This is a genomic window from Bradyrhizobium frederickii, assembly GCF_004570865.1.
GTDB lineage: Bacteria > Pseudomonadota > Alphaproteobacteria > Rhizobiales > Xanthobacteraceae > Bradyrhizobium > Bradyrhizobium frederickii.
Genome location: NZ_SPQS01000006.1, coordinates 188,379 through 203,661, shown reverse-complemented (window position 1 = coordinate 203,661; position 15,283 = coordinate 188,379). Strand labels below are relative to the sequence as shown.

General features: G+C 66.3%; 11 protein-coding genes and 1 pseudogene. 8 read left to right on the top strand and 4 right to left on the bottom strand.

Translation table 11 applies throughout. The annotated features are described in order from the left end of the window. Window positions 1–97 precede the first annotated feature (97 nt). The 7 genes and pseudogenes from E4K64_RS12660 to E4K64_RS12630 all read left to right on the top strand — a co-directional run bounded on the left by E4K64_RS12660 (window position 98) and on the right by E4K64_RS12630 (window position 8,028). Complete coding sequence (locus E4K64_RS12660) at window positions 98–1,243, top strand: isobutyryl-CoA dehydrogenase (RefSeq protein ID WP_135163803.1); 1,146 nt, start codon at window positions 98–100, stop codon at window positions 1,241–1,243. Continuing rightward, complete coding sequence (locus tag E4K64_RS12655) at window positions 1,240–2,307, top strand: enoyl-CoA hydratase/isomerase family protein (RefSeq protein ID WP_135163802.1); 1,068 nt, start codon at window positions 1,240–1,242, stop codon at window positions 2,305–2,307. The genes E4K64_RS12660 and E4K64_RS12655 overlap by 4 nt, the downstream gene beginning before the upstream one ends. A gap of 13 nt (window positions 2,308–2,320) precedes the next feature. Then, a pseudogene (mmsB, locus tag E4K64_RS12650) lies at window positions 2,321–3,223 on the top strand (3-hydroxyisobutyrate dehydrogenase); the annotation flags it as partial. Continuing rightward, window positions 3,223–4,941 carry an AMP-binding protein gene (locus E4K64_RS12645; protein ID WP_135163800.1) on the top strand — a complete coding sequence of 573 codons (1,719 nt, stop codon included), beginning with the start codon at window positions 3,223–3,225 and terminating at the stop codon, window positions 4,939–4,941. The pseudogene mmsB and the gene E4K64_RS12645, both read left to right, overlap by 1 nt. Then, complete coding sequence (locus tag E4K64_RS12640; protein ID WP_135163799.1) at window positions 4,942–5,421, top strand: MaoC family dehydratase; 480 nt, start codon at window positions 4,942–4,944, stop codon at window positions 5,419–5,421. A 278-nt stretch (window positions 5,422–5,699) separates the two neighbouring features. Beyond that, a complete protein-coding gene (locus tag E4K64_RS12635) occupies window positions 5,700–6,617 on the top strand; it encodes an SDR family NAD(P)-dependent oxidoreductase (RefSeq protein ID WP_135163798.1) in 918 nt (305 codons plus the stop codon). 178 nt (window positions 6,618–6,795) lie between these two features. Then, window positions 6,796–8,028 carry a BaiN/RdsA family NAD(P)/FAD-dependent oxidoreductase gene (locus E4K64_RS12630; RefSeq protein ID WP_135163797.1) on the top strand — a complete coding sequence of 411 codons (1,233 nt, stop codon included), beginning with the start codon at window positions 6,796–6,798 and terminating at the stop codon, window positions 8,026–8,028. A gap of 182 nt (window positions 8,029–8,210) precedes the next feature. Here E4K64_RS12630 and E4K64_RS12625 read toward each other — a convergent pair whose 3' ends face one another. The 3 genes from E4K64_RS12625 to E4K64_RS12615 form a co-directional block, all read right to left on the bottom strand. Continuing rightward, window positions 8,211–9,290: a D-TA family PLP-dependent enzyme gene (locus E4K64_RS12625; protein ID WP_135163796.1), complete on the bottom strand. Its 1,080-nt coding sequence runs from the start codon at window positions 9,288–9,290 to the stop codon at window positions 8,211–8,213. 112 nt (window positions 9,291–9,402) lie between these two features. Beyond that, window positions 9,403–11,214, bottom strand: coding sequence for an ABC-F family ATP-binding cassette domain-containing protein (locus tag E4K64_RS12620; protein ID WP_135163961.1), 1,812 nt, complete (start codon window positions 11,212–11,214; stop codon window positions 9,403–9,405). Between the two features lie 2 nt (window positions 11,215–11,216). Beyond that, window positions 11,217–11,708: a YaiI/YqxD family protein gene (locus tag E4K64_RS12615; RefSeq protein ID WP_135163795.1), complete on the bottom strand. Its 492-nt coding sequence runs from the start codon at window positions 11,706–11,708 to the stop codon at window positions 11,217–11,219. A 106-nt stretch (window positions 11,709–11,814) separates the two neighbouring features. Here E4K64_RS12615 and E4K64_RS40280 point away from each other — a divergent pair, with 106 nt between their 5' ends. Then, window positions 11,815–12,615 (top strand): hypothetical protein, encoded by an 801-nt coding sequence (locus E4K64_RS40280; protein ID WP_167771970.1) that lies wholly within the window; start codon window positions 11,815–11,817, stop codon window positions 12,613–12,615. Window positions 12,616–12,779: 164 nt separating this feature from the next. On the opposite strand, the gene E4K64_RS12605 is transcribed toward E4K64_RS40280, so the two are convergent. After that, entirely contained in the window at window positions 12,780–15,152 is a 2,373-nt protein-coding gene (locus E4K64_RS12605; RefSeq protein WP_135163794.1) for a xanthine dehydrogenase family protein molybdopterin-binding subunit, read from the bottom strand. Window positions 15,153–15,283 lie beyond the last annotated feature (131 nt).

Genomic DNA, 15,283 nt, shown 5'->3' with positions numbered 1-15,283 from the left:
GCCCTTGCGACGAAGCAATCCAGACTGTCTCCTCGAAGGATGCTGGATTGCTTCGCTGCGCTCGCAATGACGGTGGAGTGAAAGGGTAGGCGGCAGCATGCAGTTCGCTCTGAACGAGGATCAGATCGCGGTTCGCGACATGGCGCTGGCGTTTGCGGCGGAAAAGATCGCGCCGCATGCGCTGCGCTGGGACGAGGAGAAGCATTTCCCCGTCGACGTCATGCGCGAAGCCGCGACGCTCGGCATGGGCGGCATTTATATCCGCGACGATGTCGGGGGATCCGCGATGACGCGGTTCGACGCGGCGCTGATCTTCGAGGCGCTGGCGACGGGCTGCCCGACCACCTCGGCCTTCATCTCCATCCACAACATGGCATCCTGGATGATCGACGCCTACGGCAGCGACACCCAGCGCCACCAATGGCTGCCAAGACTCTGCACCATGGAGCTGATCGCAAGCTACTGCCTGACCGAGCCGGGCGCGGGCTCGGACGCGGCAGCGTTGCGCACCCGCGCGGTGCGCGACGGCGACCATTACGTCCTCAACGGTCAGAAGCAGTTCATCTCCGGCGCCGGCGGCACCGATCTGCTGGTGGCGATGGTGCGGACCGGGGGTGACGGTCCGGGCGGCATCTCGACCGTCGTCATCGACGGCAAGACGCCGGGTGTCTCCTTCGGCGCCAACGAGCGCAAGATGGGCTGGAACGCGCAACCGACCCGTGCGGTGATGTTTGAGAACGCCCGCGTGCCTGTTGCCAATCGCCTGAGCGAGGAGGGCGTCGGCTTCAAGATCGCGATGGCCGGCCTCGACGGCGGCCGCCTCAATATCACGGCGTGCTCGCTCGGCGGCGCACAGACCGCGCTCGACAAGGCGCGCGCCTACATGAAGGAGCGTAAGGCGTTCGGCAAGCGCCTCGACGAATTCCAGGCGCTGCAATTCCGCCTTGCCGACATGGCGATCGAGCTCGAGGCCGCGCGCACCTTTTTGTGGCGGGCTGCCGCGGCGCTGGACCGCAAGGATCCCGATGCCACCATGCTGTGCGCGATGGCAAAACGCTTCGGCACCGATGTCGGTTTCGAGGTCGCCAACCACGCGCTGCAGCTTCACGGCGGCTACGGTTACCTCAGCGAGTACGGCATCGAGAAGATCGTGCGCGATCTGCGCGTGCACCAGATCCTCGAAGGCACCAACGAAATCATGCGGCTCATCGTGGCGCGCAAACTGATCGAGGGCGCGCGATGAGCGGGGTGGAAGAGGGCGATCTCATCGCCCGCGTCGAGGGGGCGGCCGGCATCATCAGGCTCAACCGTCCCAAGGCGATCAATGCCGTGACGCTGGAGATGTTTCGCGACATCGAGAAGGCACTCGACCGCTTCGAGACCGATCCGGCCGTCGCCGTGATCGTGCTGGAAGGTGCCGGCGAACGCGGCCTCTGCGCCGGCGGCGACATCCGCGCGCTCTGGGAGAGCTCGAAGGTGAACGGCGACCTCGGCAAGATCCTGTGGCGCGAGGAATACATCCTCAACGCCCGGATCAAGAAATTCCCGAAGCCGTATGTCGCCTTCATGGACGGCATCGTGATGGGCGGCGGCGTCGGTCTGTCTGCCCATGCCAGCCATCGCGTCGTCACGGATCGCACCAAGCTGGCCATGCCCGAAGTCGGCCTCGGCTTCTTCCCCGATGTCGGCGGCACCTATCTGTTGTCGCACTCGCCGGGCGAGATCGGAACCTATTTCGGGCTGACTGGCCAGACCATGAACGGGCCGGATGCGATCCATGCCAGGTTCGCTGACTGGGTCGTTCCGGCGTTGAAGTTGCCGGAGCTGCGCGAGGCCCTGACCAAGCTGCGTTCCGGCGCGACCGCCGCCGACGTCAGCAAGCTGATCGGCGGCTTTGCGACCGGCGAGACCGCGGGGCCGGTGGCCGCGAAGGAGCCCATCATCGACGCGCTGTTCGGCTTTGACCGCATGGAAGACATCGTTGCGGCGCTCGAGCGCGACGGCTCCGAATTTGCGCTGGCGACGCTGAAGACGCTCAGCGAAAAATCGCCGCGCGGCATGGTGGTGACGTTGAAGCTCTTGCGGCTCGCGCGCGCTTCATCGAGCCTGGAGGAGTGTCTGGTGCGGGAATACCGCGCCGCACTCGAAGTCTTCCGCAGCGACGATTTTCGCGAGGGCGTGCGTGCCGCCGTGATCGACAAGGACCGTAACCCGACCTGGTCGCCGCGAAGAATCGAGGATGTGACGCCGGAGATGCTGGCGCCATATCTCGCCGAGATCGGTACCGACGAACTAAAGTTCAACTAACAACGCGACAGCGGAGGAAACGACAATGGCCACGATCGCATTCATCGGTCTCGGCAACATGGGTGGGCCGATGGCGGCCAACCTCGTCAAGGCCGGCCACAAGGTGGTGGCATTCGACCTCGTCGAAGCCTCGCGTAGTCAGGCCAAGGCCGATGGCGCCAACATTGCCGACAGCGCGTCCGCCGCGGTGAAGGGCGCCGATGTCGTCGTCACCATGCTCCCCGCGGGCAAGCACGTGCTCGGCGTCTGGAACGAGGTCGTGCCCGCCATGACCAAGGGCGCGCTGATCATCGACAGCTCCACCATCGACGTCGAGAGTGCGAGGGCCGCGCATGCACTGGCCGCCCAGAACGGCGTGCTCTCGGTCGACGCGCCGGTCTCCGGCGGCACCGGCGGCGCCAAGGGCGCGACGCTCACCTTCATGTGCGGCGGCGAGGAGAAGGCATTTGCCGCGGCCAAGCCGGTGCTGGAGAACATGGGCAAGAAGATCGTGCATTGCGGCGGCGCCGGCGCCGGCCAGGCGGCAAAAATCTGCAACAACATGATCCTCGGCATCTCCATGATCGCGGTCAGCGAGGCCTTTGCACTCGGCGAGAAGCTCGGCCTTTCGCATCAGGCGCTGTTCGACGTCGCCTCGACCTCCTCGGGCCAGTGCTGGTCGCTGACGACCTATTGCCCGGTGCCGGGTCCGGTGCCGACCTCGCCCGCGAACAACGACTACAAGCCGGGCTTCGCTTCGGCGCTGATGGTGAAGGATTTGACGCTGGCGCAGGATGCCGCCAAGGCTGCCGGCGCGGCCACGCCGCTCGGCAAGCATGCGCAGGAGATCTATCAGTCTTTCGACGCAGCCGGCCAGGGTGGGGTGGATTTTTCCGGAATTATCAAGCACGTTAGGAGTCTAGCCGGGAAAGCTTGATGACGACATTCCAGGAAGCGCGCGCGTTCCTTCTGCAACATCGCACGGATTACGAGACGGCGGTCAAAGGCTTCCGTTGGCCGGATCCGGTGCCCTTCAACTGGGCGCTCGACTGGTTCGACGCCGAACTGGCAACCAATGCGGAGAGCAGGGATCGTCCCGCGCTCTGGATCGTCGATGCCGCACAGGATCGCCAGACAAAGCTGTCCTTTGCGGCGCTCTCCAAGCGCTCCAGCCAGGTCGCGAATTTTCTCCGCGCGCAAGGCCTGCAGCGCGGCGACCATCTGCTGTTGCTGCTCGGCAATGTGGTTCCGCTGTGGGAGACCATGCTCGCGGCGATGAAGCTCGGCGTCGTCGTGATTCCCGCGACCACGCTGCTCACCGCGGATGAGCTGCGCGACCGGCTCGATCGCGGCAAGGCCAAGGCAGTAATTGCCGCCCAGGATCAGGTCGCGAAGTTTGCGAGCCTTGGTGCGGAAAACATCGTTCGCATCGTAGTCGGCGCCGCCTCCGACGGATGGTTGTCATACGATGACGCGGCGAAGGCTTCCGACAGTTTTGCAGCTGATGGTCCGACCAACGCCGACGATCCGATGCTGCTCTATTTCACCTCGGGCACGACGGCAAAACCAAAACTCGTCCGGCACAGCCAGCGCAGCTATCCCGTCGGCCATCTCTCGACCATGTACTGGATCGGGCTGAAGCCCGGCGACGTCCATCTCAACATTTCCTCGCCCGGCTGGGCCAAGCACGCCTGGAGCTGCTTCTTCGCGCCGTGGAATGCGGGCGCGACCGTGTTCGTGGTCAACCAGCCGCGCTTCGATGCGAAAGGCCTGCTCGCCACCATCGGCCGCTGCGGCGTCACCACGCTCTGTGCGCCGCCGACCGTGTGGCGGCTGTTCATCCAGGAGAACCTGGCCGCGTTCAAGGTGAGCTTGCGCGAGGTCTGCGGCGCCGGCGAGCCGCTCAACCCTGAAGTGATCGACCAGGTGCGGGCGGCCTGGGGCCTCACCATCCGCGACGGCTACGGCCAGACCGAGACCACCGCGCTGGCCGGCAACTCGCCGGGCCAGAAGATCAAGATCGGATCGATGGGCCGGCCGCTGCCGGGCTATCGCGTGCAGATCAGCGACGCCGACGGCCATGCCGCCAGGGAAGGCGAGGTCACGCTGGTGCTCGGGGCCGAGCGGCCCGCCGGCCTGATGCAGGGTTACCAGGGCGACGACGGCAAGCTGTCCGGCGCCGAAGGCGAGCTCTATCGCAGCGGCGACGTCGTGTTCGAGGACGACGAGGGCTATCTCACCTTCGTCGGCCGCTCCGACGACGTGTTCAAGTCATCCGATTACCGCATCAGCCCGTTCGAGCTCGAGAGCGTGCTGCTCGAGCACGAGCTCGTCGCGGAAGCTGCGGTCGTCCCGAGCCCGGACCCGATCCGCCTTGCCGTTCCCAAAGCCTTCGTGCTGCTGACCTCGGGCACGGAGCGGACGCCGGAAACGGCGCTCTCCATCTTCAGGCATCTGCATACGCGGCTTGCCCCGTTCAAGCGCGTCCGCCGCCTCGAAATCGTCACCGAGCTGCCGAAGACCATCTCTGGCAAAATCCGTCGCGTGCAGCTACGACGGCTCGAACGCGACGACGATCGCGAGGATCCGCTGCGCGGCCGGGAATTCCGCGAGGAGGATTTTTCGGAGTTGTTAAAGACACGGAGCGAGACCTAAGTGAACGAAGTCTGGAAGAAGCCGCCGATCACGCTCGAGGCGTATCAGGCCATGGTCGGCAAGGAGATTGGCGTGTCCTCGTGGCACCTGATCGACCAGCCCCGCATCGACACCTATGCCGACGTGATCGAGGATCACCAGTTCATCCATGTCGATCCGGAACGCGCGAGGAAAGAGACCGCGTTCGGCAGCACCATCGCGCACGGCTTCCTGACGATGTCGCTGCTGTCGATCATGTCCTACGAGGTGATGCCGGTGATCGCGGGCACCACGATGGGCGTCAATTACGGCTTCGACAAGCTGCGCTTCATCTCGCCGGTTCGCGCCGGCAAGCGTATCCGCGGCCGCTTCGTGCTGGCGGAAGCCAAGCTGCGCAAGCCGAACGAATTGCAGTCCCGCACCAACGTCACGGTCGAGATCGAAGGCGAGGACAAGCCCGCGCTGGTCGCGGAGTGGCTGGGTCTGATCTATTTCGAGTAACTGCGCCCGTCATGGTCGGGCTTGACCCGGACATTTATCGCTGCTCAAAAAGCGACCCAAAGCACGGTGTCACCCTCTCCCCTTGTGGGAGAGGGTGGCTTCGCGAATGCGAAGCCGGGTGAGGGGTCTCTCTCCGCGGACTCGCTTGTAGAAGAAAACCCCTCATCCGGCGCCGTAGCCGACGCTACGCGTCGGCGTTCTCAAGAACGGCGGCCGGAGGCCGCCTATCCCACCTTCTCCCACAAGGGGAGAAGGAAGAAGAAGCAGGAATCGCACTCATGGCAATCAGGTTCGACGGACGCGTCGCCATCGTCACCGGCGCGGGCAATGGTCTTGGCAAGGCGCATGCGCTGGGGCTGGCCAGCCGCGGCGCGAAAGTTGTGGTCAACGATTTCGGCGGCGCGCGCGACGGCACCGGTGGTTCGCTGTCGCCGGCCGAAGCCGTGGTCGAGGAAATTCGCAAGGCTGGCGGCACGGCGATGGCCGACGGCGCTGATGTCTCGAACTTCGAGCAGGTCACCGCCATGGTCGAGCGCGCCACCAAGGAATGGGGCAGCGTCGACCTCTTGTGCGCCAATGCCGGCATTTTGCGCGACAAGTCGTTCGGCAAGATGGACGCCGCCGATTTCCAGAAGGTGCTGGACGTGCACCTCGTCGGCACCTTCTATTGCTGCAAGGCGGCCTGGGCCGGCATGCGCGACCGCAACTATGGCCGCATCGTGCTGACGACCTCGTCCTCCGGCCTCTACGGCAATTTCGGCCAGGCCAATTACGGCGCGGCGAAGTCGGGCATGGTCGGCCTGATGAACGTGCTCGCGGAAGAGGGCCGCAAGAACGACATCCGCGTCAACATCATCTCGCCGACCGCGGCGACCCGCATGACCGAGGAGCTGCTGCCGCCGCAGGCGCTGCAGCTGATGAAGCCGAACGCGATCACGCCGGCGGTCGAGTACATGCTGAGCGAGGACGCCCCGACCCGCACCATCATGGGGGCCGGCGCCGGCTCCTTCGCCGTGATCAAGATCCTGGAGAGCGAAGGCATCAACCTGCCGGAGTCCGAATGGACGCCCGACGCCATCGCCGCGCATTTCGCCGAGATCAGCGACATGTCGAAGGCTAAGGCGCTGACCGGCGCGTTCGAGCAGACGCAGAAATACGTGGCGCAGGCCGCGGCGCGGGCGGGGATCAAGCTCTAACCCCACCGTCATTCCGGGGCGCACGCAGCTTGAATTCGGAACCACTCTGTTCGTCATGGCCGGGCTTGTCCCGGCCATCCACGTTCTTGGCACCGCCCGCGTGGCTCGCGCGGATGCCCGGGACAAGCCGGGCATGACGACCTGTTCTTTGGCGTTCAGCTTGCTTTAAACTCCCGCCATGACCTCAACCCATAACGACATCGCCGTCATCGGCGCCGGTCCCGCCGGGCTGATGGCGGCGGAGGTGCTGGCGCAGGGCGGCGGCCGCGTCACCGTGTACGACGCGATGCCGTCCGCCGGTCGAAAATTCCTGATGGCGGGCCGGGGCGGGCTCAATCTCACCCACAGCGAGCCGTTGCCGCAGTTCATGGCGCGCTATCGCGAGGCGGCACCGAGGCTGCAAGCGGCGATCGCGGCGTTTTCGCCCGAGGCGTTGCGGGCGTGGAGCGAAGCATTGGGCGAGCCGACCTTTGTCGGCAGCAGCGGTCGGGTGTTTCCGAAGGCGTTCAAGGCCTCGCCGCTGCTGCGCGCCTGGCTGCGGCGCCTCGATGCCAGCGACGTGCGGTTTGCCTTCCGGCATCGCTGGACCGGCTGGGACGCCGAGGGGCGGCTGCGGTTTCGAACGCCCAATGGCGAGGTAGCCGTCGTTGCCAACGCCGCGGTCCTCGCGCTCGGCGGTGCAAGCTGGCCGCGGCTCGGCTCGGATGGCGGCTGGGTCGAGCTCCTCGCTGCCAGGGGCGTTGCCATTTCCAGACTGCGGCCCGCCAATTCCGGCTTCACGGTCGCGTGGTCAAATGTGTTCCGCAATCGCTTCGAGGGCCAGCCGCTCAAGGGCGTGGCGCTGACGGTCGGCGCACACACGGTGCGCGGCGAAGCCATGATCACCCGCAGCGGTATCGAAGGCGGCGCGGTCTACGCGCTGTCGGCGGAGTTGCGGGAGGCGGTGCTGGGTCTTGGCCAGGCGACGTTGATGATCGCGTTGCGGCCCGACCTCGATACCGGCGCGTTGACGACGCGGCTATCGGGCACGCGCGGCAAGCAATCCCTGGCGAACTTTTTGCGCAAGGCGGCGCAAGTGACGCCGGTCGGCATCGGCCTGATGCAGGAAGCCGCCATTGCGTCGGGGCGGCCGCTGGCCTCGTTCGCGCCGGCGGAGCTTGCGCAGCTGATCAACGCCATTCCGGTGCAGCTCACAGGCGTCGCCCCGATCGAGCGCGCGATCTCGACCGCGGGCGGGATCACCTTCGACGAGCTCGACGACCGCTTCATGCTGCGCAAGCTGCCCGGCGTGTTCGCCGCCGGCGAGATGCTGGACTGGGAAGCGCCGACCGGCGGCTACCTGCTGCAGGCCTCGTTCGCGACGGGGGCTGCGGTGGGCAGGGGCGTGCTGGAATGGCTGAAGCGTTCGTAGAACGCCGCCGCCCTTCGAGGGCCGCTGAAGAAGCGGCCACCTCAGGGTGACGGCTACGAAAGAGCGTTAGCTTGCGCTGGCTTAGAGAGAGCGTCATCCTGAGGTGCGAGTGGCGCGATGCAAAGCAGCGCGCCGGGAGCCTCGAAGGATGCGCGGGCGTTCCGATGCCAGCGACGCAGGCCCTACCGCAGCTTCCCCCGCGCCGCCACCGGCAGCGTGCCGATGATCTCCTCGCCGCGGACCATCACGACCTCGTCCATCATGTTGACGACGACGCAGACGTGGTTCGGCACGATCCGGACGACATCGCCGACATTCGGCCGTGTGTTGCTGCGGGAGAGGTCGAGGAAGCCGTGCTCCTCGGCGAATTTCGCGATCTTGGCCTCGGGATGCTCCAGGATCAGGCCGTGGCCGTCGAGGCCGCCGGTATCTGACGTCAGCGTCTTCGAGCCGGCGTCGAGGATGCCGCGCTCGGGCGCGGCGCGGCTGACCACCGTGGAATAGATGTGCAGCGCGCAGTCATCCCAGCTGGCGACGCCGGCCGCGACCTGCATGCGGTCGTTGTAGATATAGGTGCCGAAGCGGTGCTCGGTGCCGCCCTTGAGCTTGCCGATGTTGACGAGGTTCGGCGTGCCGCCGGTCGAGACGATTTTTGCGTCCAGCCCGTGCGCGCGCACGCCGGCCAGTGCCTCGTCGTAGAACTTTTGCGCGTCCGCCCAGCCGGTCTCGGTCGGGTACAGCATGAAGCCGGCGAATTCGAGCCCCTTGGACGCCGCGATCTCGCGCGCCAGCGCAATCGCTTCTCCCGGCGTCTCGACGCCTGCGCGCTTGCGCCCCGTATCGCATTCGACCACGACCGAGAGCGGACGGCCCGACGCCGCAGCCGCCTTCGGCAGGCCGGCGACGACGGTGGAATTGTCCGCGGCCACCGTCATGTTGGCCTTGGTCTGCAGCGCCCCGAGGCGCGCCATCTTCTCCTCGCCGAGCAGATTGTAGCTGATCAGGATGTCGTCAATGCCGGCATTGGCCATGATCTCGGCCTCGCCCAGCTTCTGGCAGGTGATGCCCTTGGCGCCGGCCGCGACCTGCATCTTGGCGATGGTCGGGTTCTTGTGCGTCTTGATGTGCGGGCGATTGGCGATGCCGACGTCGTCGCAGGCCTTCTGGATCCGCGCGATGTTGCGCTCGACCCGGTCCATGTCGATCACGGCGCAGGGCGTGCCGTATTCGCGGGCGATCTTGGCGGCGAGGGATGTGGTCATGGGATGTCTCTATGTTCGGTCCTGTAGGATGGGTAGAGCGCAGCGAAACCCATCATTTGCAGCAACCGGGCAGGTGTCGATGGGTTTCGCTTCGCTCTACCCATCCTACGGTTCAAGCCTGTTCTATCTCTTCGCGGAGCATTTCCAGTTCGAGCCAGCGCTCTTCGGCGGCGGACAGTTCGTCATGCGCCTTGGCGATGGCGGCTGAGGTATCGTCGAATGTCTTGCGATCCCTGGCGTAGAGGTTGGGATCGTCGAGCACGCGCTGCAGCCTGGCGATATCGGCATGCAGCGTCTCCATCTTCTTCGGCAGCGTCTCCAGCGCGTGCTTCTCGTTGAAGCTGAGCTTCCGCTTGGGCGCGGAGGCGGGGGCAGGGGAGCGCTCCTCCTTCTTTTCCGCAACCGGTTGCGCTTTCGCCGTCTCGCGCTTGAGGTCCGCGCCGCGCTGGCTCAGCATGTCGCTGTAGCCGCCGGCATATTCGATCCACTTGCCGTTGCCCTCGGGCGCGATCACCGAGGTCACGACGCGATCGAGGAAATCGCGGTCGTGGCTGATCAGGATCACCGTGCCCTCATAATCGCCGAGCATCTCCTCGAGCACGTCGAGCGTTTCGAGATCGAGGTCGTTGGTCGGCTCGTCCAGCACCAACAGGTTCGAGGGCTTTGCCAGCGCGCGCGCCAGCATCAAGCGGCCGCGCTCGCCGCCCGAGAGCACCTCCAGCGGCGTGCCGCGCTGCTCCTGCGCGAACAGGAAGTCCTTCATGTAGCCGACGACGTGCTTCGGCTTGCCGCCGACCATGATCTGGTCGCCGCGACCGCCGGTCAGCGCTTCCGCCAGCGTCGATTTGGGATCGAGACTTTCGCGGTGCTGGTCGAGCGTCGCCATCTCCAGATTGGCGCCCAGCCGCACGGTGCCGGAATCCGGCTGCATGCCGCCGGTGAGCAGATTGACCAGCGTGGTCTTGCCGGCGCCATTCGGCCCGATGATGCCGAGCCGGTCGCCGCGCTGGATGCGGGTCGAGAAATTCTCGACGATCTTGCGCTCGCCATAGGCCTTGGTGATGCCCTTGGCCTCGATCACCAGCTTGCCGGATTGCTCGGCTTCGCTCGCTGCGAGACTGGCGGCGCCGGCCGTGCCGCGATAATTGCGGCGCTGGTCGCGCAACGCATGCAGATTGGCGAGGCGCTTGACGTTGCGCTTGCGCCGGCCGGAGACGCCGTGGCGCAACCAGTGCTCCTCGTCGACGATCTTGCGGTCGAGCTTGTGCTGGTCGCGCTCTTCTTCCGCCAGCACCTCGTCGCGCCAGCTCTCGAACGAGGCAAAGCCGCGGTCGATCTGCTTGATCCTGCCGCGGTCGAGCCAGGCGGTGGAGCGCGACAGGTTGGTGAGGAAGCGGCGGTCGTGGCTGATGATGACCAGCGCGCTGCGGCGGCTGTCGAGTTCGCGTTCCAGCCATTCGATGGTGGCGAGATCGAGATGGTTGGTCGGCTCGTCCAGCAGCAATATGTCCGGCGAGGGCGCCAGCACATAGGCCAGCGCCGCGCGACGGGCTTCGCCGCCGGAGAGATCGTGCGGGTTCTCCTCGCCGGTGAGGCCGAGCTGCTCCAGGAGATAACGCGCCTGATGCTGGTCGTCGCCGGGCGCGAGCCCGGACTCGACGTAAGCAAGCGTCGTCTTGTGTGCGCCGAAATCAGGCTCCTGCGGCAGATAGCGCACGGTGGCGCCGGGCTGCACGAAGCGCGTGCCGCCGTCGGGCTCGACGAGGCCGGCCGCGATCCTCAGCAGCGTCGATTTGCCCGAGCCGTTGCGGCCGATCAGGCAGACGCGCTCGGATGGCGCGACGTTGAGCTCGACGCCTGACAGCAGCGGCGTGCCGCCGAAGGTCAGCCTGATGTCTTTGAGTTGGATCAGCGGCGGCGCCATCGTCAGCCTTGAGATGTTGCGGCTTGGCCCGCACGGCGGCGCTGGATCCGGCGTAGCGTCTGGTCGAGCGCCGAGAGGAAGGCGGAGCGGTCGCGCGCCGCGAACGAGCGCGGGCCGCCGGTCACTTCGCCCGCCGAGCGCAGATCCGTCATCAGATTGCGCACCGCCAGCGTCATGCCGATCGATTCCTCCGTGAACGGCTTGCCGTTCGGCGCGATCACGTCGGCACCGGCCTTGACGCAGCGGCTGGCCAGCGGGATGTCCGAGGTCACCACGACGTCGCCGGGGCGGGCGCGCTCCGCGATCCAGTCGTCGGCCGCGTCCATGCCGCTCCCTGCGGCAATGCGCTCGATCAGCGGGTCCTGCGGCACGCGGATGAAATTGCCGGCGACCACGCTGACGGGCACGCCGTGTCGGAGCGCCACGCGGTAGATCTCGTCCTTCACCGGACAGGCGTCGGCATCGACATAGATGCGGGTGGGAGTGTCGGTCATTCGCGGCGTGGTACCCCATTCGGGCCGCAAAGGCGAGGGGATTGACCACTGTTCCCCGGGGCCTACGATCGGCCCCGAACCAACAAGAATACGGGGAACGCCAGCCATGCCGAACCGGCTCGAAACCTACCGCGTCGAGGCCTACAACACCGCCAGACAATCCGAAAACAAGATGCATGACGACAAGGTGGCGCGGCGCTTCGGCTTTTCCGGCGGGCTGGTGCCGGGCGTCGACGTCTTCGCCTACATGATGCACGTGCCGATCGCCCGCTGGGGGCGCGATTTCCTGGCGCGCGGGCTGGTCGAGGCGCGCTTCATCAAGCCGGTCTATGACGGCGAGACCGCCGATGTCGACGCCACCGAGCACAACGAATTACTGACGATCGAGGTGTTCAGCCGCACCGAGCTCTGCGCGACCGGGACGGCCTCGCTCCCGGCGGCCGCACCGGCGGTGTCACTGGACGACTATGTCGCGGTGCCCGTGGTGGCCGAGCGCAAGCCGGTCAGCCCGGCGACGTTCGAGACGGGCAAATGGCTCGGCACGGCGCCGCGCCGCTGGATTGGGCAGGATGCGGCGGACTATCTCGCCGATGTCAGGGAGAAGGATCCGATCTTCGCGCGCGAGGGGCTTGGCCATCCCGGCCTGATCCAACGGGTGATGAACCGCGTGCTCGTCGACAACACCATTCTGGGCCCCTGGATCCACGTCGGCAGCCGGATGCAATTGCTCTCCGCCGCACGCGCCGGCGACGAGATCACCGCGCGGGCCAAGGTCACCGCGAACTACGAGAAGAAGGGCCACCGCTTCGTCGAGCTCGACGCGCTGGTCGTCGCCAACGGCACCACGCCGCTGGCGCATTGCCAGCACACCGCGATCTACCAGCCGCGCGAGCAGGCGGCGGCGTAGGAGGGAAGAGGACTCTGCGTCCTCCCACGCGGTGTCATGCCCCGGCTTGACCGGGGCATCCAGTACGCCGCGGCTTCTCCGTCAATCACGACCGTCTCGGCGTACTGGATCGCCCGCTTTCGCGGGCGATGACAGCATTGTTGTGGATGCGGAAGGGCAGCCCCCTACGCCGCCTTGGCCTTCGCCTCCTGGATCGCGCGCCACACCCGCTCCGGGGTCAGCGGCATGTCGATGTGCTTGATGCCGTAATCCGAGAGCGCATCGAGCACGGCGTTCACCACCGTCGACAGGCTGCCGGCGCAGCCGGCTTCGCCGCAGCCCTTGCTGCCGAGCGGGTTGGTGGTGGCCGGCACCGGGTGGTCGCCGACCGCCATGTTCGGCACGTCCTCGGCGCGAGGCAGGGCGTAGTCCATCAGCGAGCCCGTGATCGGCTGGCCGCTCTCGTCGTAGCGGATCTGCTCCATCAGCGCCTGCCCGATGCCCTGCACGACGCCGCCATGGAGCTGGCCTGCGACCAGCATCGGATTGATCACCGTGCCGAAATCGTTGACCGCGCTGTAGCGCACGATCTGCACCACGCCGGTCTCCGGGTCGATCTCGACCTCGGCGACGTGACAGCCGTTCGGGAACGCCGAGGCGATCGGTTCGCTGGTGTGGTCGACGTCGAGGCTGTCAGGCACGCCCTCCGGCATCTTGCCGTCATGCAAGCGCTTGGCGAGCTCCATGATGTCGATGCTGCGATCGGTGCCGGCGATCGTAAACCTGCCGCCTTCGAATTCGATGTCGGCCTCCGACGCTTCGAGCATATAGGCCGCCGCGCGCTTGCCTTTCTCGATGACGAGCTTTGCTGCGCCCACGATGGCCTGGCCGCTCGCGGTGATCGAGCGCGAGCCGCCGGTGCCGTTGCCGGTGTGGACGATGTCGCTGTCGCCCTGCACCAGCTTGATGCTCTCGAAGGGCACCCCAAGCTCCGCGCTCAGCACCTGCGCGAACGGGGTGGCATGGCCCTGGCCGTAATCGAGCGTGCCGGTGATGAGCTGCACGGTGCCGTCAGGCTCGAACACGATCTTGCCGAGCTCGGGGCTCGGCGGCGCGGTGACCTCGAGATAGGAGCCGACCGCGATGCCGCGCAGCTTGCCGGCCTTCCTGCTCTCCTTCTTGCGCTTGGCGAAATTCTCGTGGTCGGAGATTTCGAGCGCCTTGTTGAACACGGCCTGGAAGTCACCGCTGTCATAGGTGACGCCGGAGGAGGCCGCGAACGGGATCTGGTTCGGCTTGATGAAGTTGCGCTTGCGCAAGGTCAGCCGGTTGATGCCCATCTCGTCGGCGGCGCGGTCGATCAGCCGCTCCATGTAGTAATTGGCCTCGGGCCGGCCGGCGCCGCGATAGGCGCCCATCAAGGTGGTGTTGGTCAGCACCACCTTGATGTCGACCGCCATCAGCGGCGTGCGGTAGACGCTGGAAAAATTCTTGCCGGTGTTGAGCGAGAGCGGCCCGGGCGCGACGCCGGTGATGTAGGCGCCGACATTGCCGTAGCCTTCGAGCTTGGCCGCGAGGAAATGCCCCTCGGCGTCGAGCGCGAGCTCGGCGTGGATCTTCTGCGCGCGGCCGTGGCTGTCGGAGAGGAAGGCGGTCGAGCGCTCGTCGAGCCATTTCACCGGGCGGCCCAGCGCCTTCGCCGCATACAGGATGCACATGTATTCGGGATAGTTGATGTTCTTCATGCCGAAGGAGCCGCCGACATTGGCCGTGAGGATGCGCACCTTCTCGTTCGGCACTTTCAGGTTCTTGGCGAGGTTGGCGCGGTTGCCGGCGACGCCTTGCGTCGGCACCTGAAGCGTGTAGCGCTCGGTCTGCTTGTCGTAGGAGGCAAGACCGACGCGCGGTTCCATCGAGACTACGGCGACACGGGTGTTCTCGATGTCGATCCTGGTGACATGGGCGGCGCTGGCAAACGCCGCGTTCACCTTGTCCATGTCGCCATAATGATAGTCGAGCGCCACGTTGTTCGGGATGTGCTCATAGAGCTGCGGCGCGCCGGGCTTGGCGGCTTCCTCGGGGTCGGTCACCGCCGGCAGCGGCTCGACGTCGAGCTCGACCGCCTCGGCCGCATCGCGGGCCTGCGCCAGCGTCTCCGCCACCACGAAGGCGACGGGATCGCCGACGAAGCGGACCTTGTCGGTCGCGAGCGGCTGGCGGTTGGTCTGCAGCAGGGGCGAACCGTCGCGGCTCTTCAGCGGCAGGCCGCAGGTGAAGGGGCCGTAACCGGCGGCGTCGAGATCCTTGCCGGTCCACACGCCCAGCACGCCCGGCATCGCCCTGGCGGCATCGACACCAATGCCTCGGATGATGCCATGGGCGTGGGTGGAACGGACGACCACGGCATAGGCCTGGCCGGGCAGGTTGAAATCGTCGGTGTAGCGGCCCTTGCCGCGCACCAGCGTGTCGTCCTCCTTGCGGCGGACCGGCTGCCCGACGCCATATTTTTGCAGTGCAATAGCGTTCTCGAGCGTGGACGATTTGGTGTGTTCTTGCATGGAATTGACCTGAAAAGCCGGCATTTGCGCATTTTCGCGGCAGCGGGGCACCGGACTCCCCTGAGATAACGCACACCCCCGTTCACGACAACGCACGAATGGGCATGGTCCCATGTGATGCGTTGTTGCGC

What these genes read in the sequence shown, in the direction of transcription:
- E4K64_RS12605 (WP_135163794.1), bottom strand. Translation starts at nt 15,152, where the DNA reads ATGCAAGAACACACCAAATCGTCCACGCTCGAGAACGCTATTGCACTG.
- E4K64_RS12620 (WP_135163961.1), bottom strand. Translation starts at nt 11,214, where the DNA reads ATGGCGCCGCCGCTGATCCAACTCAAAGACATCAGGCTGACCTTCGGC.
- E4K64_RS12660 (WP_135163803.1), top strand. Translation starts at nt 98, where the DNA reads ATGCAGTTCGCTCTGAACGAGGATCAGATCGCGGTTCGCGACATGGCG.
- E4K64_RS12635 (WP_135163798.1), top strand. Translation starts at nt 5,700, where the DNA reads ATGGCAATCAGGTTCGACGGACGCGTCGCCATCGTCACCGGCGCGGGC.
- E4K64_RS12645 (WP_135163800.1), top strand. Translation starts at nt 3,223, where the DNA reads ATGACGACATTCCAGGAAGCGCGCGCGTTCCTTCTGCAACATCGCACG.
- E4K64_RS12615 (WP_135163795.1), bottom strand. Translation starts at nt 11,708, where the DNA reads ATGACCGACACTCCCACCCGCATCTATGTCGATGCCGACGCCTGTCCG.
- E4K64_RS12625 (WP_135163796.1), bottom strand. Translation starts at nt 9,290, where the DNA reads ATGACCACATCCCTCGCCGCCAAGATCGCCCGCGAATACGGCACGCCC.
- E4K64_RS12630 (WP_135163797.1), top strand. Translation starts at nt 6,796, where the DNA reads ATGACCTCAACCCATAACGACATCGCCGTCATCGGCGCCGGTCCCGCC.
- E4K64_RS12655 (WP_135163802.1), top strand. Translation starts at nt 1,240, where the DNA reads ATGAGCGGGGTGGAAGAGGGCGATCTCATCGCCCGCGTCGAGGGGGCG.
- E4K64_RS40280 (WP_167771970.1), top strand. Translation starts at nt 11,815, where the DNA reads ATGCCGAACCGGCTCGAAACCTACCGCGTCGAGGCCTACAACACCGCC.